This is a genomic window from Streptomyces sp. NBC_01260 (assembly GCF_036226405.1).
Taxonomy (GTDB): Bacteria; Actinomycetota; Actinomycetes; order Streptomycetales; family Streptomycetaceae; genus Streptomyces; species Streptomyces laculatispora.
The window spans coordinates 5,022,623-5,046,546 of record NZ_CP108464.1; the positions used below are offsets into that span (position 1 = coordinate 5,022,623).

16 protein-coding genes and 1 tRNA gene are annotated in these 23,924 nt (G+C 71.3%); 8 read left to right on the forward strand and 9 right to left on the reverse strand.

Annotated elements, in window-relative coordinates; genetic code table 11:
* Positions 1-36: 36 nt before the first annotated feature.
* The 5 genes from pth to OG322_RS22370 form a co-directional block, all read right to left on the reverse strand.
* Positions 37-630 (reverse strand): aminoacyl-tRNA hydrolase, encoded by a 594-nt coding sequence (gene pth, locus OG322_RS22350; protein WP_123459792.1) that lies wholly within the window; start codon positions 628-630, stop codon positions 37-39.
* 107 nt (positions 631-737) lie between these two features.
* Positions 738-1,328 (reverse strand): 50S ribosomal protein L25/general stress protein Ctc, encoded by a 591-nt coding sequence (locus OG322_RS22355; protein ID WP_123459791.1) that lies wholly within the window; start codon positions 1,326-1,328, stop codon positions 738-740.
* Positions 1,329-1,512: 184 nt separating this feature from the next.
* Positions 1,513-2,487, reverse strand: coding sequence for a ribose-phosphate diphosphokinase (locus tag OG322_RS22360; RefSeq protein ID WP_024490433.1), 975 nt, complete (start codon positions 2,485-2,487; stop codon positions 1,513-1,515).
* Between the two features lie 120 nt (positions 2,488-2,607).
* Complete coding sequence (gene glmU, locus OG322_RS22365) at positions 2,608-4,056, reverse strand: bifunctional UDP-N-acetylglucosamine diphosphorylase/glucosamine-1-phosphate N-acetyltransferase GlmU (RefSeq protein WP_329306835.1); 1,449 nt, start codon at positions 4,054-4,056, stop codon at positions 2,608-2,610.
* Between the two features lie 108 nt (positions 4,057-4,164).
* A tRNA-Gln gene (locus tag OG322_RS22370) sits at positions 4,165-4,236 on the reverse strand.
* A gap of 279 nt (positions 4,237-4,515) precedes the next feature.
* Here OG322_RS22370 and OG322_RS22375 point away from each other — a divergent pair.
* Complete coding sequence (locus tag OG322_RS22375) at positions 4,516-5,838, forward strand: sensor histidine kinase (protein WP_329306836.1); 1,323 nt, start codon at positions 4,516-4,518, stop codon at positions 5,836-5,838.
* 123 nt (positions 5,839-5,961) lie between these two features.
* On the opposite strand, the gene OG322_RS22380 is transcribed toward OG322_RS22375, so the two are convergent.
* Entirely contained in the window at positions 5,962-6,495 is a 534-nt protein-coding gene (locus OG322_RS22380) for an SUKH-3 domain-containing protein (protein ID WP_123459788.1), read from the reverse strand.
* A gap of 10 nt (positions 6,496-6,505) precedes the next feature.
* A complete protein-coding gene (locus tag OG322_RS22385; RefSeq protein WP_123459787.1) occupies positions 6,506-7,039 on the reverse strand; it encodes a YwqJ-related putative deaminase in 534 nt (177 codons plus the stop codon).
* 303 nt (positions 7,040-7,342) lie between these two features.
* Between OG322_RS22385 and OG322_RS22390 the strand changes: the two genes are divergently transcribed.
* The 3 genes from OG322_RS22390 (at position 7,343) to OG322_RS22400 (ending at position 11,988) form a co-directional block, all read left to right on the forward strand.
* On the forward strand, positions 7,343-8,320 hold the full coding sequence (locus OG322_RS22390; RefSeq protein ID WP_123462000.1) for an SMI1/KNR4 family protein: 978 nt from the start codon (positions 7,343-7,345) through the stop codon (positions 8,318-8,320).
* Between the two features lie 5 nt (positions 8,321-8,325).
* On the forward strand, positions 8,326-10,896 hold the full coding sequence (locus OG322_RS22395; RefSeq protein ID WP_329306837.1) for an SUKH-4 family immunity protein: 2,571 nt from the start codon (positions 8,326-8,328) through the stop codon (positions 10,894-10,896).
* A gap of 198 nt (positions 10,897-11,094) precedes the next feature.
* Positions 11,095-11,988 carry a cellulose-binding protein gene (locus OG322_RS22400; protein WP_185095298.1) on the forward strand — a complete coding sequence of 298 codons (894 nt, stop codon included), beginning with the start codon at positions 11,095-11,097 and terminating at the stop codon, positions 11,986-11,988.
* 73 nt (positions 11,989-12,061) lie between these two features.
* On the opposite strand, the gene OG322_RS22405 is transcribed toward OG322_RS22400, so the two are convergent.
* The gene (locus OG322_RS22405) at positions 12,062-12,517 is read right to left on the reverse strand and encodes a MarR family winged helix-turn-helix transcriptional regulator (protein ID WP_123461996.1); all 456 of its coding nucleotides are present in this window, start codon (positions 12,515-12,517) and stop codon (positions 12,062-12,064) included.
* A 171-nt stretch (positions 12,518-12,688) separates the two neighbouring features.
* On the opposite strand from OG322_RS22405, the gene OG322_RS22410 reads away from it, so the two are divergent.
* Positions 12,689-14,146: an MFS transporter gene (locus OG322_RS22410; protein WP_329306838.1), complete on the forward strand. Its 1,458-nt coding sequence runs from the start codon at positions 12,689-12,691 to the stop codon at positions 14,144-14,146.
* A 102-nt stretch (positions 14,147-14,248) separates the two neighbouring features.
* Here the strand turns inward: OG322_RS22410 and OG322_RS22415 are convergent, their stop codons facing one another.
* A complete protein-coding gene (locus OG322_RS22415; protein ID WP_405700696.1) occupies positions 14,249-15,850 on the reverse strand; it encodes an MFS transporter in 1,602 nt (533 codons plus the stop codon).
* A 401-nt stretch (positions 15,851-16,251) separates the two neighbouring features.
* Here OG322_RS22415 and OG322_RS22420 point away from each other — a divergent pair, with 401 nt between their 5' ends.
* From OG322_RS22420 to mfd, 3 genes are all read left to right on the forward strand, one after another.
* Positions 16,252-17,040: an ABC transporter ATP-binding protein gene (locus OG322_RS22420; RefSeq protein WP_123459783.1), complete on the forward strand. Its 789-nt coding sequence runs from the start codon at positions 16,252-16,254 to the stop codon at positions 17,038-17,040.
* Positions 17,037-19,622, forward strand: coding sequence for an ABC transporter permease (locus OG322_RS22425; protein ID WP_123459782.1), 2,586 nt, complete (start codon positions 17,037-17,039; stop codon positions 19,620-19,622). Before OG322_RS22420 ends, OG322_RS22425 begins: the two co-directional genes overlap by 4 nt.
* Positions 19,623-20,300: 678 nt before the next feature.
* Positions 20,301-23,834, forward strand: a complete 3,534-nt coding sequence (gene mfd / locus OG322_RS22430; RefSeq protein ID WP_266411840.1) for a transcription-repair coupling factor — start codon at positions 20,301-20,303, stop codon at positions 23,832-23,834.
* Positions 23,835-23,924: the final 90 nt, after the last annotated feature.

The window sequence follows — 23,924 nt, forward strand, 5'->3', positions numbered from 1 at the left end:
ACCGGTGGGTATGTCGGGATTCGCGTATGCCGGAGCTCAGGAGTTGTACGCGCTCTGCGCGCGCTCCAGACCCTCCGCCAACAGGCACTCCACCGAATCCGCCGCCCGGTCCACCAGGAAGCCCAGCTCCTTGCGCTCCGTGGACGAGAAGTCCTTCAGAACGAAGTCGGCGACCTGCATCCGGCCCGGCGGACGCCCGATCCCGAACCGGATCCGGTGATAGTCCGGCCCCATCGACTTCGTCATCGACTTCAGCCCGTTGTGACCGTTGTCGCCACCGCCCAGCTTCAGCCGCAGCGACCCGTAGTCGATGTCCAGCTCGTCATGGACCGCCACGACATGGTCGAGCGGCACCTTGTAGAAGTCGCGCAGCGCCGTCACAGGGCCGCCGGACAGGTTCATGTACGACATCGGCTTCGCCACCACCACCCGGCGGCTCAGCGGACCCGGCGGACCGATCCGGCCCTCCAGCACCTGCGCCTGGGCCTTCGGTGCCCGCTTGAACTTCCCGCCGATCCGCTCCGCGAGCAGGTCGGCGACCATGAAGCCCACGTTGTGCCGGTTCGCCGCGTACTCGGGGCCGGGATTGCCCAGGCCCACGATCAGCCAGGGGTCGGTGGCGTCGGACATCGCGCTGGGTCTCCTCGCGTACGGGCGGGTCACGGACAGGGAAAACGGGGCGGCGGATCCCCCGGAGGGAGACCGCCGCCCCGTCAGTCAAGCAGGTGGCGCGAGGCTCAGGCCTCGGCGCCCTCGCCCTCGGCGCCCTCGGCGGACGGCTCCTCGGCCTGAGCGGCGACGACCGCGAGGACAACCGCGTCCGGGTCGGCCTCGGCCAGCACGGAACCGGCCGGCAGCGGGATGTCCTTGGCGAGGATGGACGCGCCGGCGTCCAGGCCCGCGATGGAGACGGTGACGGAGTTGGGGATGTGGGTGGCCTCGGCCTCGACGAGCAGGGTGTTCTGCACGTACTCCAGCAGGTTGCCGCCCGGGGCCAGCTCGCCCTCGACGTGCACCGCGACCTCGACGTTGACCTTCTCGCCGCGCTTCACGGTCAGCAGGTCGACGTGCTCGATGTTGCCCTTGAGGGCGTTGCGCTGCACGGCCTTCGGGATGACCAGCGCGTCCTTGCCGTCGATCTCCAGACCGATCAGGACGTTGGCGGTACGGAGCGCGAGCTGAAGCTCGTGAGCCGGCAGCGTGATGTGGACCGCTTCGGCGCCGTGGCCGTAGATGACGGCGGGAACGAGGTTGGCGCGACGGGTGCGGCGGGCAGCGCCCTTGCCGAACTCGGAACGGACCTCGGCGTTGAGCTTGATCTCGGCCATGACTGCACTCCTCGTAAGGTGACGAAACTCCGGTTGGTCACCCGGCCCACGACAGGCCTGCTACGAAGAGCGCGTCGATAACGGACCGCCGTACCTATGAGTACGGCCTCCCTCGCCGAGCAACTCGCTGAGTCTACCCGGCGGGGAGGCCGCACCCAAAGTGGATCTTCTGTGACGCTTTCGCCTACTGCTCCTCGAAGAGGCTCGTGACCGAACCGTCCTCGAAGACCTCGCGCACCGCACGGGCGATCGTCGGCGCGATCGAGAGCACCGTGATCTTGTCGAGCTCCAGCTCACCCGGCGTCGGCAGGGTGTCCGTGAACACGAACTCGCTGACCTTCGAGTTCTTCAGCCGGTCCGCGGCCGGACCCGAGAGCACACCGTGGGTGGCCGTCACTATGACGTCCTCCGCACCGTGCGCGAACAGGGCGTCGGCGGCGGCACAGATCGTGCCACCCGTGTCGATCATGTCGTCGACCAGGACACAGACCCGGCCCTCGACGTTGCCCACGACCTCGTGGACGCTGACCTGGTTGGGCACGTCCTTGTCACGCCGCTTGTGCACGATCGCCAGCGGGGCGTCCAGCCGGTCGCACCAGCGGTCGGCGACCCGGACGCGGCCCGCGTCCGGCGAGACGATCGTCAGCTTCGAGCGGTCGACCTTCGCACCGACGTAGTCGGCCAGGATCGGCAGCGCGAAGAGGTGGTCGACCGGACCGTCGAAGAAGCCCTGGATCTGGTCGGTGTGCAGGTCGACGGTGAGAATGCGGTCCGCACCCGCCGTCTTCATCAGGTCCGCGATCAGACGGGCCGAGATCGGCTCGCGGCCACGGTGCTTCTTGTCCTGGCGGGCGTAGCCGTAGAACGGCACGATCACCGTGATCGAACGGGCCGACGCGCGCTTCAGCGCGTCCAGCATGATCAGCTGCTCCATGATCCACTTGTTGATCGGAGCCGTGTGGCTCTGGATCAGGAAGCAGTCGGCGCCGCGGGCGGACTCCTGGAATCGGACGTAGATCTCACCGTTGGCGAAATCGAAGGCCTTCGTCGGCACGAGGCCGACACCCAGTTGGTGTGCAACCTCCTCGGCCAGCTCGGGGTGGGCGCGGCCGGAGAAGAACATCAGTTTCTTCTCGCCGGTCGTCTTGATCCCGGTCACAGCACAGTCTCCTCAGACGTGTTCCTGGCGCTGCACGCAGATGTCCCGATGTGCAACGAGCCAGCCGAAATGGGGTGAGCATCTATCACGGTACGCCGTGCGCGACGCGCCTGATTCCGGTCAGCTTTCGCCGCTGGCCTCCTCCGTCGCGGACTGAGCCGCCTGCGCGGCGGCACTACCCGGACGCTTCCTGGCCACCCAACCCTCGATATTCCTTTGCTGGCCGCGGGCCACGGCCAGCGAACCGGACGGCACGTCCTTCGTGATGACCGACCCGGCCGCGGTGTAGACACCGTCCCCGACCGTGACGGGAGCCACAAACATATTGTCCGACCCGGTACGGCAGTGCGAGCCGATCGTCGTGTGGTGCTTGGCCACACCGTCGTAGTTCACGAACACGCTCGCGGCACCGATGTTGGTGTGATCGCCGATCGTCGCGTCACCCACGTACGACAGGTGGGGAACCTTCGTGCCCTCGCCGATCGTGGCGTTCTTCATCTCCACGTACGTACCGGCCTTGGCCTTCGCGCCCAGCCGCGTACCCGGCCGCAGATAGGCGTACGGACCGACCAGCGCGCCCGGACCCACCTCGGCCCCGTCCGCCACGGTGTTGTCCACCCGTGCGCCCGCTCCGACGACCGTGTCCGTCAGCCGCGAGTTCGGGCCGACCTCGGCGTCCTCCGCGAGATGCGTCGAACCCAGCAACTGGGTACCCGGGTGCACGATCGCGTCCCGCTCGTACGTCACGGTGGCATCGATCAGCGTCGACGCCGGGTCCACCACGGTCACACCGGCCGTCATCGCCCGCTCCAGCAGCCGCTGGTTCAGCAGCCGGCGGGCCTCGGCGAGCTGCACCCGGTTGTTGATCCCGAGGATCTCCCGGTGGTCGCCGGCGACCGAGGCGCCGACCCGGTGCCCGGCCTCGCGCAGGATGGACAGCACATCGGTGAGGTACTCCTCGCCCTGGCTGTTGTCCGTACGGACCTTGCCCAGCGCGTCCGTCAGGAGCTGCCCGTCGAACGCGAACACCCCGGAGTTGATCTCCCGGATCGCCCGCTGGGCCTCGGTGGCGTCCTTGTGCTCGACGATCTCGGTGACCGCGCCGGTCGCCGGGTCGCGGACGATCCGGCCGTAGCCGGTCGAGTCGGGGACCTCGGCGCTCAGCACGGTGACGGCGTTGCCGTCGGCGGTGTGGGTGGCGGCGAGCGCGGAAAGCGTTCCGCCGGACAGCAGCGGGGTGTCGCCGCAGACCACGATGACGGTGCCCGCGACGGTCCCGCCCAGCTCGTCGAGCCCGACGCGCACCGCGTTCCCGGTGCCCTTCTGCTCGGCCTGGTAGGCGGTGCGCACCTGGGCGTCCGCGGCGGTGAGATGGGCGGTGACCTGCTCGCTCGCGTGGCCGACGACCACGACGAGGTGCTGGGGCTCCAGCTCGCGGGAGGCGGCGACGACATGTCCGACGAGCGAGCGCCCGGAGATCTCGTGCAGAACCTTGGGGGTCTTCGACTTCATGCGGGTGCCCTCACCCGCTGCGAGGACGACGACGGCTGCCGGGCGTTCGGAGCTCACGGATATGTCCTTCGGCTTCGGGTGGTGGACATCCGCAGGATACCGGGGGGCATGGGGCCGGATATGAGTGCGGGCCCCGACCGGTGAGGTCGGGGCCCGTGCGCTGAGCTCCCCCACCAGGACTCGAACCCGGACAAATAGCACCAAAAGCTACTGTGCTGCCAATTACACCATGGGGGATAAATTCCGACGAAGCCGGGCATTGGCCCGAGTCGCCGGATCGGCACCCAACACTATGCCGTACCAAGCCCCTTGTACGCGACGACAGAATCCGGCGCTCTTGGTCACGTGGGTGACGAGGCGGCCGTGACAGGCGTTGCCGGTGTTCTCGCGGTCGGCCTTCGGGGCGTTCGATTCGCTGTTTCGGGCGATCACCGATCGTTTCGTCCCCGTTCGAACGTGCGACGTGCTGTCCAGGTCACCCGAAAATGAGATGCGCCCGCCCGTACGCTGGATGCCATGACCGCAACGGGGGCAGACCGGGAAGCGGCGGGACCGACCACCCGCGGCTACTGGTGGTGGGAACGGCGACGGAGTGTCGCACTGGATGTGGGACTGGCGCTGTTCTCGGCGCTGGAGTGTGCGTTGGAAGGGGTGGAATTCGCGGGGGACACCGGGCTGCCGGTGCCGCTGGGGGTGCTTTTCGGGCTGTTGGCCGGGGCCGTGCTGCTGGCGCGCCGGCGGTGGCCGATCGCCGTGGTGCTGGTGTCGGTCGCGACGACACCGGCCGAGATGGGCTTCCTGATGGGCCTGGTCGGCCTGTACACGCTGGCCGCGTCCGACGTGCCGCGGCGGATCACCGTGGTGCTGATGAGCATGTCGCTGGTGGGCACGTTCATCGTCACGTACGTACGGCTGCGTCAGGGCGTGTCGGCCAGTGCCGACTTCGGCCCCGGCGACTGGTACGTCCCGATGCTGTCGCTCTTCATGGCGCTGGGGCTCACCGCGCCGCCCATGCTGTTCGGCCTCTACATAGGGGCCCGGCGCCGGCTGATGGAGAGCCTGCGGGAGCGGGCGGACTCGCTGGAGCGGGAGCTGTCGCTGCTCGCGGACCGGGCCGAGGAGCGGGCCGAGTGGGCGCGTACGGAGGAGCGGACCCGGATCGCCCGCGAGATGCACGACGTGGTCGCCCACCGGGTGAGCCTGATGGTGGTCCACGCCGCGGCGCTCCAGGCGGTCGCGCCCAAGGACCCGGCGAAGGCGGTGCGCAACGCGGCGCTGGTCGGTGACATGGGGCGGCAGGCGCTGACCGAGTTGCGCGAGATGCTCGGGGTGCTGCGCACCGGGGAGCCGATGGTGGCCCGGGTGACCAAGGTGCCGCTCGCCTCGGTCGGCCGGGTGGCCGCGGTGGAGGACGGGCCCCGGCTGCACGAGCTGGAGACGCTGGTCGGGGAGTCGCGGGCGGCGGGCATGACGGTGGAGCTCTCGGTGGAGGGCCGGACGCGTCCGTACGCGCCCGAGGTCGAGCAGACGGCGTACCGGGTCGTGCAGGAGGCCCTGACGAACGTGCACAAGCACGCGGCCGGCGCGAAGACATGGGTGCGGCTGGCACATCGGGGGGCGGAGGTCGCCATGCAGGTGGAGAACGGTCCCTCGGACTCGGCCACGGCGGATGCGGGGCTGCCCAGCGGGGGCAACGGGCTGGTGGGGATGCGGGAGCGGGTGCTGGGTCTGGGCGGCGTCTTCGTCTCCGGCCCGACGGACGCGGGCGGCTTCCGGGTGTCGGCGGTGCTGCCGGACGCGGACGGCCCCGAGGTGAGTCCAAGCCCGTCCGGCGTTTGAGGACGGAACCCGGGCCGTGGGCGCCGGGGTTCCGCGTGCGCCCGCCCGCGACCGGTACCGGCCCCGGGCGGAGCGCTCTCGTCCGCAATCGCCGGACGGGCCCGATGGGGGCACCTGCCCCGGTCAGGCCGAGGTGAGGCGGGCGGGTTGGGCGCCCGTGACCAGAGTGGCCAGGGCCTGGTCGATGTCCGGTCCGAGGTACCAGTCACCGGTGTGGTCGATGCTGTAGACCCGCCCCTCGGTGTCGATCGCGAGTACCGCCTGCCCGTCCCCTTCCTCCCCCAGCGGGGCGACCTCGGTCTCCAGGGCGCGTCCCAGGTCCGCCAGGGTCCGGGCCAGGTGCAGGCCGCGCAGGGGGTCGATCCGTACCGCCGTCGGTGCGATCTGGCGGCCGGGCGCGGTCGCGGTGAGGTGGAGGCCGCCGAATTCGGCCCAGGCCTCCACGGCTGACGGGAAGACGGCGTGCTGGTGGCCGGCCGGCGAGGCGTGCGAGCGCAGCGCGTCGGCCCACTCCTCGGCCTGCCGGATGTCCCAGCGGCCGGGCTGCCAGCCCGCGGCGCGCAGGGCGGCGTCGACGGCGACGGGGAAGCGGGTGGAGGCCTGGCGGTCGTGGTTCGCCGGGCCCGCCTGTTCGGGGAGTTCGGTTCGGTCGGCCATGGGGGCGCGGTCAGCCCTTCTCGGCGGTGGTCGCCGCTCCGGTCGTGGTGAGGTCGACGGGTCGTACGCCGAAGTGGGCGAGCATCACCGAGCAGGAGCGGCAGGGCGGTGCGTAGCTGCCGTGCAGGGGGTCGCCGTCCTCGCGGATGCGGCGTGCGGTGAGCCGGGCGTGCTTGAGCGCGCGGCGGGCCTCGCCGTTGGTGAGGGGCTTGCGCTGGGCTCGTTTGGAGCGGCCGGCCTCCGCGGCGGTGAGGTGCCGGGAGAGCAGTATCGCTTCGGGGCAGCGGCCGGTGAAGCGTTCGCGCTGGCTGCTGGTGAGGGTGTCGAGGAAGTCCTGGACGAGGTGGTGCAGTACGGGCGGCTGGTCGCCCTTGCCCGCGGTGCAGGTGAGTGTCTCGCCGCGTACGGACAGCGCTGCGGCCACCGCGGGCAGGATGCCGTCGCGGCGGTGGGTCAGGCGGGGTGCGTGGCTGGTTTCGGAGCTGCTCCAGCTGAGTCGTGGGTCCCCGGTTGTGACGGTGTGTGCAGAGTGTGCGGTGTGCATGGTGCGTTGTCCCTCCCGTGCCCGCAGCGGCCGCTGCCGAATGTGCACGCCCCCGTGTATGCGGTGACAGCCTGCCAAATGTGTCGGGTCGTGTGAAAGCTGGGTCGGGAAAACGTGTGTGCGTGTCGCGCGACAGTGGCCCGGCCGTCGCTCATCCGGCACAGCGTTGTGACGGTTCGTGACGGAAGCGGCCGGGGGCCGGTGGGGCGGGACCCGTTCTTGCGGCACCGCATAGGCTGTGCCTGGACCGCCCCCATGGGCAGGTCGGTCCTCATCAGCCAGACGCAGCAGGGGGCAACCGCCATGACGACAGGTCGGCTCGGGCAGCAAGCCGCGCCACCGAACGGGGCCTACGCCGGGCAGCTCGTGCACTTCCCGGATCCTGTCCGGGCGTCCCGCCACCCCAGAGGTGTGCGTATGGACGGGAACGGCTGTCCGGAGTTCGCGCCGTACGCCCGCGCCGCCGCCGAGATCGCCGAGCCCCCGCAGGGCTTCGGCGTCGACGAACTGCGGCTCACGGACTACGTGTCGGCGAACGCGGCGCTGGCGGCCAGTGGCCATGAGCTGTGGGACACGATTCCCGCGGTGGCCACCCCGCACGGCTGGACCTGGCACCACGTGCCGGGCGGCCGGCGGATGGAGCTGGTCCCGGTCGAGGTGAAGGCGCTGCTGCGGCATCACGGCGGGCTGGCGACGACGGCGGTGGACCAGAACAAGCGGGGCACGCGTCCGCTCCAGGAGACCCGGCCCGCGCACTTCCGGCTCCCGAAGGGGGCCGTGGCGGTGAGCGAGCAGCAGATCCAGGGGGTCGAGGAGGACCTCGGCTACCGGTTGCCCGGTGCGTACCGTTCGTTCCTGAAGGCGGCGGGCGGTTCGGCCCCGGTGGGCGCGGCGCTCGACGCGGAGCTCGGTCTGCTGGTCGACCAGCCGTTCTTCACGGTGCGCGACGAGGCCGCGGTGAACGATCTGGTGTACGTCAACAAGTGCCTGCGGGACCATCTGACCAAGGACTACCTGGGCGTCGGTTTCGTCCAGGGCGGCATCCTCGCGGTGAAGGTCCGGGGCCAGGGCACCGGTTCGGTGTGGTTCTGCGCGTACGACGATGCGCGGGATCAGGACGGCTGGAGCGTGCAGGAGCGGGTGGACCGGCTGCTGCTGCCGTGCGGCGCGGACTTCGACGCCTTTCTGCAGCGTCTCGCGGGCAACCCGCCGGAGTTGGAGACGGTGGCGAACCTGATGGTGGACGGCGGCTTCGCGCACGCCGTCCCGGTGGAGGGGTGAGCGCGATGGTGACCTTTGCGCAGGCGCAGGAGCGTGCGGACGAGTGGGTCAACGGTGACGTTGCGGCGTATCAGCACCGCGAGGTGCGGGTACGTGAGTTCGAGCTGGGTTTCGTGGTGTGGGCCGAGGACCGGGCGGAGGGTCCGGTCTCGGACGGCGGCCGGCAGCGGCTGGTGATCGCCCGGGACAGCGGTGAGGCGACGCTGTGGCCCGGATTGCCGGTCGGCGAGGTGATCCGGCGGTACGAGGAGGAGTACGGCGTCACGGATGTGGCGCAGGCTGCCCCGCAGCCGCCGCAGCGCATCGATCTGAATCAGACGTCGTTCCTGTTGAGTCCGCCCGAGTGGCTCCAGGAGGCGGCGGACAAGCTCGGCATACCGGACCGGCGGACGGAAGGTGCCGGCGAGCAGGCGGCCGCCGCCCCCGCTGTCCCTCCTCCCGCCACCTTCCCTTCTGCTCCTTCCGTTCCTTCCCCTTCCTCTCCGCCGGACGGGCCGGGCACCTACGAGCCGACCGCGTACGCGGGGGTTCCGGCGTCCTCTCCGCAGCCGCCGGTCGGGGCCACGCCGTGGGCGGGGACCGATACCAACTCCGACTCCGACGACGGGGGAGTGGCTCTGCCGGCCACGGTGTTCGCGCCGCCGCTCTCCGGTGCGGACGACGAGGGCGCGCCGCCCAGGATGGTTCCGGCGGATGCGCCGACCGCGCTGATGTCCGGTGGCAGCCAGCTGCCCCGGACGGCGCTCGTGCCCGGTCTCGATCCGCAGGGTTCCGGGGCTCACGTTCCCGGTGCGCCCGGTGCGCCCGGTGCGCCCGGTGCGCCCGGCGGGTCCGGTGCGAGGGACATCTCGCAGGAGGCCACCAGCAAGGCGGCCGTGTCGCCGCGGGGTGCGCGTGGCGGGGGTGCGACGACTCCGCCGCCGCCCGGTGCCCCCGGCGTTCCGGGTGCGCGGCCGGGTGCGCCGGTGCCGCCGCACTCGGGACCGGGTGCGCCCGGCGCCCCGGCGGGCGGGTACATGCCGACGCAGCTCGCCCCGCAGCAGGGCCCGCCCGGTGTGCCCCAGCCGCCCGGTCCGCCGGGTGTGCCCGGTGCGCCGCAGCCTCCCAGCCCTCCCGGTCCGCCCGGGTCGACGCCGCCGCCCGGTGCCAACGTGCACCAGGCGGCCACGGTGTTCGCGCCGCCCGGCCAGGTGGGTCCGCCGGCTCCGCAGCCGCCCGGTCCGCCCGGCGTTCCGGGTGCTCCGCTGCCGCCCGGTCCGCCCGGTCCGCCCGGGTCGACGCCGCCTCCCGGTGTTGGCGGGCATCATGCGGCCACGATGCTGGCGGGTCCGGGCCAGGTGGGTCCGCCGGCTCCGCAGCCGCCCGGTCCACCCGGTGCTCCGGGTGCCCCGCTGCCGCCCGGTCCGCCCGGGTCGACGCCGCCTCCCGGCGCCGGTGTGCACCACGCCGCGACGATGCTCGCGGGTCCGGCTCAGATGGGCCCGCCCGCTCCGCAGCCTCCGGGGCCGCCCGGCGCGCCGATGGGCGCCCCCGGTCCCGTGCCGCCGCCCGGTCACACCCCGCCGCCCGTGGCGTACGGGTATCCGCAGGCGCCCACCGGTCAGCCGACGGTCGGCCCCGGCTACCAGGCCGTGCTGCGCTACCGCGGCCCCGATGGCAGCGAGCAGCAGCTGATCCGCCGTTCGGCGCCCGGCACCCCGCACCCCGAGTGGCAGATGCTGCACGAGCTGCGGGCCATGAACGTGCCGCCGCAGCAGGTCATCGAGCTGCACACGGAGCTGGAGTCCTGTGAACTGCCGGGTGGTTACTGCGCCCGGATGATCCGGGAGACCTGGCCGCAGGTGCGGATCACCAGCGTCGCCCCGTACGGCACCGATCACGCGAGCCGGCAGCAGGGCATGCAGCATCTGCTCACCCATCAGGGCGAGCTGCACCAGGTCGCGGACGGTCCGGCGCGTCCGGCGCCGGTCCGGGCACCGCTGCCGCAGCTCCCGCCCGCGATGCCGGTGCCGCCGGAGGCCGTCGCGGAGGAACTGCTGCAGGCCTTCGGCCCGCAGGGTGTGCTGCGCTTCGATCAGCGTGCGGTGTCCCGGCAGGGTGTGCCGGAGGTCGTGGCGCGGACCCTGGTGTGGGCGGGGCTGCCCGCCGACTTCGGGCCGTTCTTCTGGGCGCAGCCGGGGCAGCCGGTGGTGCCGACGCTGGCCGAGCTGGCCATGCAGCGGCAGGTGCAGCCGGCGCCCGACGCGGGGTCGTACCTCGTGATGGGTTCGGACTTCGGCCGGGCGATCTGTGTGCAGTACGGAACGGCGAACATCGTGGCCGTGCCGGTGGAGGCGGGGCCCGGCGGGCAGTCGGTGCCGCCGCAGTTCGTGAACACCGGGCTGCCGGAGTTCACCCGTTCGCTGGCGCTGCTGGGCCGGATGTGGCGGCTGCGGTTCGGTCTCAACCCGGAGCAGGCCGGCCGCTGGACGGTCGACTTCCAGGCGCAGCTCGTCGCGCTGGACCCGGCGGCGCTCGCGTCGCCGGAGAGCTGGTGGTCGGTGCTGCTGGAGCAGATGTGGGACGGCTTGATCTGATCGTCCGGCCTGCGTAGTACTTCATCGGGCGTGGTGCCCTGTCCCCTGCTGGGGGCGGGGCGCCACGCCTTCGTCGTCTGTGATGCCCGTCGCTTCCGTCCGGAAAGCATCGAAAGGATTCCGACTTCTCAGCCAATTGCCGCATCCTTGACGTATTGCTCGATGGTCGGGTCGGAGAGTCGGAAAGAGGCGACAAGGATGAGTTCTGCACCGGTGTCCGCGCACGGCTTCGTCGGCGTACGCGGACGTGGCTACCGTCCGGAGCAGGTGGACCGCATGGTGGCCGAGCTGTCCGCCGAGCGGGACGCGGCCCAGGAGCAGGTGGCTCGGCTGACGGCGCAGGTGGAGACGCTGATCGCGGAGTCGGCCCGGCTGGACGAGGCCGTCGCCGTGCTGGCGCCGCAGGACTACGCGTCGCTGGGGGAGCGGGCGCAGCAGATCCTGGCGCTCGCCGAGGGCGAGGTGGAGACCGTGCGGGGTGCGGCGCTGGAGGACGCGCAGTCCTTGCGGGACGCGGTGGACGCGGCGGCGCGGACCTTGCGGGAGTCGGCCCGTGCGGACGCGGAGGCGATGCGGGCGGCCGCGGTGGCCCGTGCCGAGCAGTTGCTGGCCGCGGCGGAGGGCTCGGCCGGTGAGGCGCTGGCCGCGGCCCGGCTGGAGGCGGGGGCGGCGCGCGAGGAGGCGGACGCCGCGATGGAGGCGACCCGCAGCCGTACGGCGAGTGTGCTGGCGCATCAGGAGCAGGAGCACGCCGAGCGGTGGAAGGCGGCCGAGCGGGAGCTCGCGGACGGCGAGTCGGCGCAGTCCGCGGAGCACACGGAGCTCACCGGGCGGGCGGAGGCCGTGCTGGCCGGGGCGCGCCGGGCACTGGCCGAGACGGAGGAGGCCGCGCGGCACGGCCAGGAGGACGCCGAGGCGCGGGGCGCGGAGCTGATCGCCGCTGCCCGGGTGCGTGAGGAGCGGGTGGCGCGGGAGACGGAGCGGATTCTGCGGGAGCACGAGGAGGGCCGCGAGGAGGTGCAGGCGCACATGGCGCACGTACGCAATTCGCTGGCGGCGCTCACCGGGCGGGTGACTCCGGCGGGCGACTGAGGCGTCGTCCGGTCCGGCGGAGGGGGCGGGGCCGGGGCCCGGGGCGTGTGCCGGTGGCCGGGCGGGTCCGGGGTCAGGGGCGCGGCCAGGGGTGCTTGGAGAGGTGCTCGATGCCGCTGTTGAAGCGCTTGAGGTAGCCGGCGAAGGCGGCGATGTCCTCGTCCGGCCAGTCGTCCATGATCTGGTCCAGGGCGCGCACGACCCGTTCGCGCTCCTGGTCGAGGAGTTCGGCGCCCTTGGCGGTGATGCGGAACTTGCGGGCCATGCCGCCGTCGGGATCGGCGATGCGTTCGGCCAGCCCGGCGCGTGTCGCCGCGGCTGTCTGGCGGTTGAGGGTGGAGGCGTCGAGTCCGAAGGCCTCGCTCAGTTCGCCGTTGGACATGGGTCCCTGGATCCGGATGCGGCTCAGCAGGATGTAGGCGCTTCGCTCCATGAGGGCGTACTTGTGCCGTCCGCCCCGGTGGTAGGGGAGGTCGTGTCGCCCGAGCAGCATCTGCTCGTACTCCACCTCGTCCGTGGGCCTGGCCATGTCCGCGGCCTCCTGCTCCTGCTCCGGGGTCGGTTGCGCGGCGGGTGCTGAACGCCGGCTCATGCTCTCATGCGGCGTGCATCGGACACGTGATGTGTATGACACATTCGGCGTGTACGATGCACATCGCTATTCGGTGGACGAGACGACGACCCCTAGGAGTTCCTCCTCATGGATGCCCCCCAGCCGACAGCCAGAACGGGCGGTGTGGTCGCTACGCTCGCCTTCGCCGGCACCGTGGCGGCGGTCATGCAGACCCTGGTCACCCCGCTCATCGCGGAGCTGCCGCAACTTCTCAACACGACCTCCTCCAACGCCACTTGGGTGATCACCGTCACCCTGCTGGTCTCGGCGGTGTGCGTGCCGGTCTCCGGACGGCTGGGTGACCTGCTGGGCAAGCGCCGGATGCTGCTCGTGTGTGCGGTGCCGCTGTTCGCCGGTTCCGTGGTGTGCGCCCTCGCGTCCTCCGTCGTCCCCATGATCATCGGGCGCGGTCTGCAGGGGATGGGCATGGGCATGGTGCCCCTCGGCATCGCTCTGCTGCGTGACGTGGTGCCGAAGGAGAAGCTGAGCTCCTCCATCGCCCTGGTCAGCGCCTCCCTCGGCATCGGCGGCGCCCTCGGCCTGCCGATCGCTTCGGCGGTCGCCCAGTACGCGAGCTGGCGGGTGCTGTTCTGGGGCTCCGCCGCACTGGCCCTCGCCATCTCCGTACTGATCTGGTTCCTGATTCCGGACGTCCCGGCGGGCGCCAAGGGGCAGCGTTTCGACGTGCCCGGCGCCCTCGGCCTGGCCGTCGGCCTGGTCTGCCTGCTCCTCGCCGTCTCCAAGGGTGCCGAGTGGGGCTGGACCTCCACGACGACGGTCGGCCTGTTCGTCGCCTCCGTCGTGGTGCTCATCGGCTGGGGGTTCTGGGAACTGCGGACCAAGGACCCGCTGGTCGACCTGCGCACCACGGCCCGCCCCCGGGTGCTCATCACCAACCTCGCGTCGCTCTTCGTCGGTTTCGGCATGTACGCGGGCATGCTGATCGCACCGCAGCTGCTGCAGTTCCCCGAGGCCACCGGTTACGGCCTGGGCCAGTCGATGCTCGCGGCGGGCCTGTGGATGGCCCCCGGCGGCATCATGATGATGATCGTCTCCCCGTTCGGCGGGAAGCTCACCGACGCCCGCGGCCCCAAGTTCACGCTGATCTGCGGTGTGCTGGTCATCGCCGCGGCCTACGGGCTGGGCATCCTCCTGATGGGCTCCGCCTGGGGGCTGATGCTGTTCCTCATGGTCAGCAGCAGTGGCGTCGGCCTCGCCTACGGTGCGATGCCCGCCCTGATCATGAGCGCGGTCCCGGCGTCCGAGACGGCAGCCGCCAACGGGTTCAACACCCTCATGCGCGCGCTCGGCACCTCGATCGGCGCCGCCGTGATCGGTGCGGTCCTCTCGCAGATGACCACGGAGGCGGGCGGCTTCACCCTCACCTCCGAGGCCGGGTTCCGTACCGGCCTGATGTTCGGCTGCGGTGTCGCCGTCATCGCCGCGGCGATCTCGGCGTTCATCCCGGCCGTCCGCGGGTCCGCCGCCACCGGTGAGACGGCCGACGCGGCCGCCTCGCCGGAGGTGGCCACGGCCAGGGGCTGACCCCGGCACGCGCACCCAACTGCCCGGCTCCGGGCCCCGAAAGGGGAGGGAGCCGGGCAGTCCCGCGTACGGGACCAGGCCGGAGGTGGCCACGCCCTCCCCTCAGCCGGCCGGGCCTCCGGGCGCGGGAGCGCTGTCGGGCTCCTCGGTGAGGATCGGGAAGCGGCGGGGGGTCACGAAGACGAGGACCAGCAGGGCGACGACGGCGGCCGCGGCCGCCCCGAGGTAGACCCGGTCGACGGCGGCGTCAACGGCCCGCCGCAGATAGTCCGTTGCCGCCGCGCTCAGTGCGCCCGGGTCGTCCAGGGCGTGCGAGACGGAGTCCAGATCGCCGGGCAGGCCGGGTACGGGGGCGTCGGCGAGCCGGGAGGCGAGGACTCCGTTGGCGACGGCGCCGAAGAGCGCCGCGCCGATGCTCTGGCCCAGCTGGCGGCAGAAGAGCACGGAAGCCGTCGTCGTACCGCGTTCGGCCCAGCCGACGGTCGACTGGACGCCGACGATCAGCGGGAGCTGGAAGAGCCCGAGCGCGGCGCCGAGCAGCAGCATGATCAGTGACGGCTGCCAGGCCCGGCCCGGATAGGGCAGCAGCGGGAAGGCGAGCAGGACCAGCAGGGCGCCGGACATGCCGGTGATCGCGGTGCGGCGGAAGCCGATGCGGTTGTAGACCCGGTTGGAGAACGCCGCCGACACCGGCCAGCTCAGCGTCATCACCGAGAGCACGAAACCGGCGGCGATCGGCCCGAGGCCGAGCACCGACTGCGCGTACGTCGGCAGGAAGACGGTCGGCGCGACCATCAGCAGACCCATCGCGCCCAGGGCGAGGTTGACGGAGGCGATGGTGCGCCGCCGCCACACCCAGCCGGGGATGACCGGTTCGGCGGCGCGCCGTTCGATGAACACGGTCAGCGCGGCGAGCAGGGCGGTCGCCGCCAGCAGGCCGAGGGAGGGGAGGGACAGCCAGGGCCAGGCGACCCCGCCCTGGACGAGTGCGGTCAGCAGCAGGGCGCCGGTCGCGAAGACGGCCAGGGAGCCCGCCCAGTCGATCCGGGGGCGGGGGGCGCCGGCCGCGCGGCGGACGCGGGAGGGCTCGTGGAGGTGGCGGGCGACGAGCCAGAGGGCGACGGCCCCGATCGGCAGGTTGATCAGGAAGATCCAGCGCCAGTCCGCGTACACCGCGAACAGCCCGCCGAGCACCGGTCCGGTGACCGCCGAAGTGGCCCAGACGGTGGACAGTTTCGCCTGGATCCTCGGACGCTCCTTGAGCGGGTAGAGGTCCGCCGCGATGGTCTGGACGGTGCCCTGGAGGGCGCCGCCGCCGATCCCCTGCACGACACGGAAGGCGATCAGCGCGGCCATGTTCCAGGCGGCGGCGCAGAGCACCGAGCCGAACAGGAAGAGGATCACGCCGGCGATCAGGACCGGCTTGCGGCCGAAGGTGTCGGAGAGCTTCCCGTACACCGGCAGGGTGACGGTCACGGCCAGCAGATAGCCGGAGAAGAGCCAGGAGAAGACGGAGAACCCGCCCAGGTCACCGACGATCTGAGGGATCGCGGTGGAGACGATGGTGCCGTCGATGGCGGACAGCGCCATACAGAGCATCAGGGCCGCGACGACGGGGCCGCGTCCACGGGGTTTCGCGGGGGAGGGGGCGGGGCCGAGTCCTGACCCCGATATCGCTTCCGTACCGCCGCTCGCGCCGCTCACCAGGATTCCTTCCCCATGCACGTAATTTCGGACACTGTCTCACCTGCGGCTCTCCCGGGGCAGACGGCAGCGGCGGCGGACGTCCCGGGGCGGGGTGCTCCACCCGTCGTGTGCACCGATGGGAGCAACCCCTCAGAAACCCGTCCACCCAGGGGCCGAGACCCCTAGGGGGAGCTCCCTATTTCTGTCCAGGGGCCGTTCCTCCCGGCGGAGGAGGTGCCTGGTCAGGCCCTCTCCGTAGCGTTGTTCGCACACCGCGATTGCGGCTGACCGCAGGGGACGGGGTGGGGAAAACCCCACCCGAAGACTGCGCTGGGCACCAGCGCGCCGAACCCCCTCCGGCCGACAGACTTCAGAGCAGACAGCGACGACTCAGCGCTGGCCGACATAGGAGAAATACCGTGACAACGGCTGTAACCATTCCCAGGCACGGGGGCACTGGAAGGCGTACGGCTGTTGCTGCGCGAGCGCGGCAGGTCGTCAAGGCGTACGGGGTGGGGGAGACCCGGGTCGTCGCGCTCGACCATGTCGATGTGGACATCGCACGGGGGCAGTTCACGGCCATCATGGGCCCGTCCGGCTCCGGCAAGTCGACGCTGATGCACTGCCTGGCCGGGCTGGACACCGTGACGTCCGGTCAGATCCACCTCGCCGAGACCGAGATCACCGGGCTCAAGGACAAGAAGCTGACCCAACTCCGCCGCGACCGCATCGGGTTCATCTTCCAGGCGTTCAACCTCCTGCCGACGCTCAACGCGCTGGAGAACATCACGCTGCCGATGGACATCGCGGGCCGCAGGCCGGACGCCGCCTGGCTGCGGCAGGTCGTGGAGACCGTGGGCCTCTCCGACCGGCTGAAGCACCGGCCGACCGAGCTCTCCGGCGGCCAGCAGCAGCGGGTCGCGGTGGCGCGGGCGCTCGCCGCCCAGCCGGAGATCATCTTCGGCGACGAGCCGACCGGGAACCTGGACTCGCGGGCCGGCGCCGAGGTGCTGGACTTCCTGCGCAAGTCCGTCGACGAGCTGGGCCAGACCATCGTCATGGTCACCCACGACCCGGTCGCCGCCTCCTACGCGGACCGGGTGCTGTACCTCGCCGACGGGCGCATCGTCGACGAGATGCTCAACCCGAGTGCCGATCAGGTGCTGGACCGGATGAAGGACTTCGACGCGCGCGGGCGGACCTCATGACCGTCTGGAAGACCTCGATGCGCAACTTCTTCGCGCACAAGGGGCGGATGGCGCTGTCCGCCGTCGCCGTCCTGCTGTCGGTGGCGTTCGTGTGCGGCACGCTCGTCTTCACCGACACGATGAACACCACGTTCGACAAGCTCTTCGCCGCGACGTCGGCCGACGTCACCGTCAGCCCGAAGTCCGCGAAGGCCGACGACACCCCCCAGAACGGCAAGCCCGAGTCGCTGCCCGCCTCCGTGGTCGCGCAGGTCGAGAGGGCCGACGGGGTGAAGAAGGCCGAGGGCTCCGTCTCCAGCATGGCCGTCACGGTCGTCGACAGCCACAACAAGAACATGGGCTCCGAGACCGGCGCCCCCACGATCGCCGGCAACTGGACGCAGAACGAACTGCGTTCCATGGAGATCACCTCCGGCCACGCACCGCGCGGCCCGACCGAGGTGATGGTCGACGCCGACACCGCGGACAAGCACCACCTGAAGCTCGGTGACGAGCTGCGCACCATCGCCGTCACCGGCGACATCCGGGCGAGGATCAGCGGCATCGCCGCCTTCAAGGTCACCAACCCCGGTGCCGCGATCGTCTACCTCGACACCGCCACCGCCCAGCAGAAACTGCTCGGCGCCCGCGACGTCTTCACCCAGATCTCCGTCACCGCCGAACCGGGCGTCAGTGACGAGCAGTTGAAGCGGAACGTCGCCACCGCCCTGGACGGTCCGGCCGCGTACAAGCTCCTGACCCAGAAGGAGGCCGCGGAGGCCAACAAGGACTCCATGGGCTCGTTCCTCGACGTCATGAAGTACGCGATGCTCGGCTTCGCCGGGATCGCCTTCCTCGTCGGCATCTTCCTGATCGTCAACACCTTCTCGATGCTGGTCGCCCAGCGCACCCGCGAGATCGGCCTGATGCGGGCCATCGGCTCCAGCCGCAAGCAGGTCAACCGGTCCGTGCTGCTCGAAGCGGTGCTGCTCGGCATCGTCGGATCGATCCTCGGCGTCGCCGCCGGGGTCGGCCTGGCCGTCGGCCTGATGAAGGTCATGGGCGCGGTGGGCATGGAGCTGTCCACCGAGGACCTCACCATCGCCTGGACGACTCCGGTGCTCGGACTCGCGCTCGGCATCATCGTGACCGTCCTCGCCGCCTACGTCCCGGCCCGCCGGGCCGGCAAGGTCTCCCCGATGGCCGCCCTGCGCGACGCCGGAACCCCGGCGGACGCCAAGTCGGGCTGGATCCGGGCCGGCCTCGGCCTGGTCCTCACCGGCGCCGGCGTGGCCGCGCTGTGGACGACGGCCCAGGCGGACAAGGCGAGCGAGGGCTCGCTCTTCCTCGGCCTGGGCGTGGTCCTCACCCTCATCGGCTTCATCGTGATCGGCCCGCTGCTCGCCGGTGTGGTCGTTCGGGCGCTCAGCGTCGTCGTCCTGCGCCTGTTCGGCCCGGTCGGCCGGCTGGCGGAGCGCAACGCCCTGCGCAACCCGCGCCGCACCGGGGCGACCGGCGCCGCCCTGATGATCGGCCTGGCCCTGGTGGCCTGCCTGTCGGTGGTCGGCTCCTCGATGGTCGCCTCGGCCACCGACGAGCTGGACAAGTCGGTGGGGGCCGACTTCATCGTGCAGGTGGGCAGCGGCGACAGCGGGAGGCCGGTCAGCCGGCAGGCCTCCGCAGCGGTCGAGGGCGCACCCCACCTGGCCCACGTCACCCATCTCAAGGAGGTGCACGCCAAGCTGACGCTGCCGGGAGGCGGCACCGAGAAGGTGGGTCTGACCGCCGCCGATCCGACGTACGCGCAGGACCTCAGGCGCGACACGCTGTCGGGTGAGCTCTCCGCCGCCTACGGCAAGGACGCGATGTCCGTCGGTTCGAAGTTCGCGAAGCGCCACGGGATCAAGGTCGGGGACCGGCTGAAGGCCGCCTTCGAGCACGGCTCGACAGCGACGCTGAAGGTCGCCGCCATCACCTCCGACGACTCCGCCCTCGACACCGGGGCGATGTACACGAACATCACCACGGCGGCGCGCCACGTCCCGGCCGACCGCATGCCGCTGGACGCGATCGTGTTTGCGAAGGCGGCGCCGGACCAGCAGGACCAGGCGTACAAGTCGCTCAAGGCCGCCGTGGCCACGGACCCGACCATCAAGGTGTTCGACCAGACCGATTTCAAGCAGGAGCTGAAGGACCAGATCGGTCAGCTGCTGAAGATTGTCTACGGACTGCTCGCCCTGGCCATCATCGTCGCGGTGCTCGGAGTCGTGAACACCCTCGCGCTCTCGGTGGTGGAGCGTACCCGGGAGATCGGCCTCATTCGCGCCATCGGCCTTTCCCGCCGGCAACTCCGTCGCATGATCCGGCTGGAATCCGTGGTGATCGCCGTCTTCGGCGCTCTGCTCGGACTCGTCCTCGGAATGGGCTGGGGAGCGGTGGCACACAAGCTGCTCGCACTGGAGGGGATGAAGATCCTCGAAATCCCCTGGCCGACCATCATCGCGGTATTCGTCGGTTCGGCCTTCGTCGGACTGTTCGCGGCCCTGGTCCCGGCATTCCGGGCCGGCCGGATGAACGTCCTGAACGCCATCGCGACGGAATAGAGAAGGGCCGGCGCGGGGCCGGAAAGAGGAAGCGCGCAGCCGGTGGCCCGAAAAGGGTCACCGGCTGCGCGCCGCCTCCTGGGGAGATCAGCCCTTCTCGCGGGCGGGCGAAGAATATGCCACTGCTGGTATGCGGTGCCCCTTGCTGATGGCAAGCTCAAGTTACTGATGACAGGCCCATGTTTTGCTCAAGCAAAGGGCCGTGGGTATGGGCGGATGGATACGTTCCTGCCACGGCCGTGCCCGGGAAGGGCGCCCGGCCGCGCACACGGTCAGCAGTGGGGGGGCGGGGTTGACGGGGACGGTGGGCAGTGGGCGCCGCAGGCCGGCGTCGGACTCCGTTCTCCTCGTGGCGATCGAACCCAGCCGCCGGGTGGTCGTCGACTTCCGGGCGCGGCCCGGGTCCCGCGTGGACGGCGCCAGGAGCACGGCTGCCACGGACGGGTGAGGCGGCGCTCACCGTAGACTGGCGAATCCGGCCCCGGGACGTTCCTCCAAACGCCCCGGGGCCGGATTGCGTCCGTGCGCCGCCCCGGATGTCCGTTGCGGAAGCGGCCGTCATCCCGGAGTCGTACGCTGGACGCCCCGGCCCGTATGACGTGTCGGGCCCTTCGCGTTGCCCCCTGGCAGCAGCCGGCTGCCAGGCCCCACCCTCGTTACCCCGGACGGAAGCCCTTCATGAGCCTGCACGGTCTGCTGGATGTCGTCGTACGTGACCCGGCGCTGTCCGAAGCGGTGAAGGCCGCCGGAGACAGCCACCGGATGCACATCGACCTGGTGGGCCCGCCCGCCGCCAGGCCCTTCGCCGTGGCCGCGCTGGCCAGGGACGCCGGGCGGACCGTGCTCGCCGTCACCGCGACCGGACGCGAGGCCGAGGACCTGGCGGCGGCGCTGCGCACGCTGCTGCCGCCGGACACGGTCGCGGAGTTCCCGTCCTGGGAGACGCTGCCGCACGAGCGCCTCTCGCCCCGCTCCGACACCGTGGGCCGCCGGCTGGCCGTGCTGCGGCGCCTCGCGCACCCGAGGCAGGACGACCCGGAGACCGGGCCGGTCTCCGTCGTCGTCGCGCCGGTGCGCTCCGTGCTCCAGCCGCAGGTCAAGGGGCTCGCCGACCTGGAGCCGGTGGCGCTGCGGATCGGGCAGAGCGCCGATCTCGGCGAGACGGTCGAGGCGCTCGCGGCCGCCGCGTACTCCCGGGTCGAGCTGGTGGAGAAGCGCGGTGAGTTCGCGGTGCGCGGCGGCATCCTGGACGTCTTCCCGCCGACCGAGGAGCACCCCCTTCGGGTGGAGTTCTGGGGCGACGACGTCGAGGAGATCCGCTACTTCAAGATCGCCGACCAGCGGTCGCTGGAGATCGCCGACCACGGGCTGTGGGCGCCGCCCTGCCGCGAGCTGCTGCTGACCGACCAGGTCCGCGAGCGGGCCGCCGCGCTCGCGGAACAACACCCCGAGCTGGGCGAACTCCTCAACAAGATCGCCGAGGGCATCGCGGTGGAGGGCATGGAGTCCCTGGCACCGGTTCTCGTCGATGACATGGAGCTGCTGATCGACGTGCTGCCCGCGGGCTCGATGGCCGTGGTCTGCGACCCGGAGCGGGTCCGCACCCGGGCCGCCGACCTGGTCGCCACCAGCCAGGAGTTCCTCCAGGCGTCGTGGGCGGCCACCGCGGGCGGCGGCGAGGCCCCGATCGACGTCGGCGCCGCCTCGCTGCGCGGCATCGCGGACGTCCGCGACCGGGCCCGTGAGCTGGAGATGATGTGGTGGTCGATCTCCCCGTTCGCCGCGGACGAGGAGTTGGACGACGACACCCTCAAGCTCCGGATGCACGCCCCGGAGGCGTACCGGGGCGACACCGCCCGCGCGCTCGCCGACACCAAGGGCTGGCTGGCCGACGGCTGGCGCACGGTGTACGTCACCGAGGGCCAGGGCCTCGCGTCCCGTACCGTCGAGGTGCTGGGCGGCGAGGGCATCCCGGCCCGTCTCGACGCGGATCTGGCGGAGATCTCGCCATCCCTGGTCCATGTGTCCTGCGGCGCGATCGACCACGGCTTCGTCGACCCGGAGCTCAAGCTTGCCGTCCTGACCGAGACGGACCTGACCGGTCAGCGCACCGCCATCAAGGACCTGGGCCGGATGCCGGCCCGCCGCCGCAAGAGCATCGACCCGCTGACGCTGGAGACGGGCGACTACATCGTCCACGAGCAGCACGGCGTGGGCCGCTACATCGAGATGGTGCAGCGCACGGTGCAGGGCGCCACCCGCGAGTACCTCCTCGTCGAGTACGCCCCCGCCAAGCGCGGCCAGCCCGGCGACCGGCTCTACATCCCGACCGACCAGCTGGAGCAGGTCACCAAGTACGTCGGCGGCGAGGCGCCCACCCTGCACCGGCTCGGCGGCGCCGACTGGACCAAGACGAAGGCACGCGCCAAGAAGGCCGTCAAGGAGATCGCCGCCGACCTGATCAAGCTCTACGCGGCCCGGATGGCGGCCCCCGGCCATGTCTTCGGCCCGGACACCCCCTGGCAGCGCGAACTGGAGGACGCCTTCCCGCACGCGGAGACGCCCGACCAGCTCACCACCATCGCCGAGGTCAAGGAGGACATGGAGAAGTCCGTACCCATGGACCGGCTGATCTGCGGCGACGTCGGCTACGGCAAGACGGAGATCGCGGTGCGGGCGGCCTTCAAGGCGGTCCAGGACGGCAAGCAGGTCGCCGTCCTCGTCCCCACGACCCTCCTGGTCCAGCAGCACTACGGCACGTTCACCGAGCGGTACTCCCAGTTCCCCGTCAACGTACGGGCGCTGAGCCGCTTCCAGTCCGAGTCCCAGTCCAAGTCGACGCTCGAAGGGCTGCGCGAAGGCTCCGTCGACCTGGTCATCGGCACCCACCGCCTCTTCTCCTCCGAGACGAAGTTCAAGGACCTGGGCCTGGTCATCGTCGACGAGGAACAGCGCTTCGGCGTCGAGCACAAGGAGCAGCTGAAGAAGCTCCGCGCCAACGTGGACGTCCTCACCATGTCCGCGACACCCATTCCCCGTACGCTCGAAATGGCGGTGACCGGCATCCGCGAGATGTCGACGATCACCACACCGCCCGAGGAGCGCCACCCGGTCCTCACCTTCGTCGGCCCGTACGAGGAGAAGCAGATCGGCGCGGCCATCCGCCGCGAACTGCTCCGCGAGGGCCAGGCGTTCTACATCCACAACCGCGTCGAGTCCATCGACCGGGCCGCCGCCCGGCTGCGCGAGATCGTCCCCGAGGCGCGGATCGCCACCGCGCACGGCCAGATGTCCGAACAGGCCCTGGAGCAGGTGGTCGTGGACTTCTGGGAGAAGAAGTTCGACGTCCTGGTCTCCACGACGATCGTCGAGTCCGGCATCGACATCTCCAACGCCAACACCCTGATCGTGGAGCGCGGCGACAACTTCGGCCTCTCCCAGCTCCACCAGTTGCGCGGCCGGGTGGGCCGTGGCCGCGACCGCGGCTACGCCTACTTCCTCTACCCGCCGGAGAAGCCGCTCACCGAGACGGCCCACGAGCGGCTCGCCACGATCGCCCAGCACACCGAGATGGGCGCGGGCATGTACGTGGCCATGAAGGACCTGGAGATCCGCGGCGCCGGAAACCTCCTGGGCGGCGAACAGTCCGGCCATATCGCGGGCGTCGGTTTCGACCTGTACATCCGCATGGTCGGCGAAGCGGTCGCCGGCTACCGGACCTCGCTGGAAGGCGGCGCCGAGGAGGAGGAGCCGCCGCTGGAGGTCAAGATCGAGCTGCCGGTCGACGCGCACATCCCGCACGACTACGCCCCCGGCGAGCGCCTCCGCCTCCAGGCGTACCGCTCGATCGCCTCGGCCTCCTCGGAGGACGACATCAGGGCCGTCCGCGAGGAGCTCACCGACCGCTACGGAAAGCTCCCGGAACCGGTCGAGAACCTCCTCCTGGTGGCCGGCCTGCGCATGCTGGCCCGCGCCTGCGGCGTCGGCGAGATCGTGCTCCAGGGGCAGAACATCCGGTTCGGCCCGGTGGAGTTGCGCGAGTCGCAGGAGCTCCGCCTGAAGCGCCTGCACCCGAAGACGATCATCAAGCCGGCCCTCCACCAGATCCTGGTCCCGCGCCCGACGGCCGGCCGGATCGGCGGCAAGCCGGTCGTGGGCCGCGAACTCCTGGCGTGGACGGGGGAGTTCCTCACGACGATCCTGGGGTCGTAGGGGGCCGCAAGGGCTCAGGACCAGGGGGAATCGCGCGCGGCCGGAGATATGAGAGTTGACTCTCACGAATCGTGAGAGGATGCTCTCGCG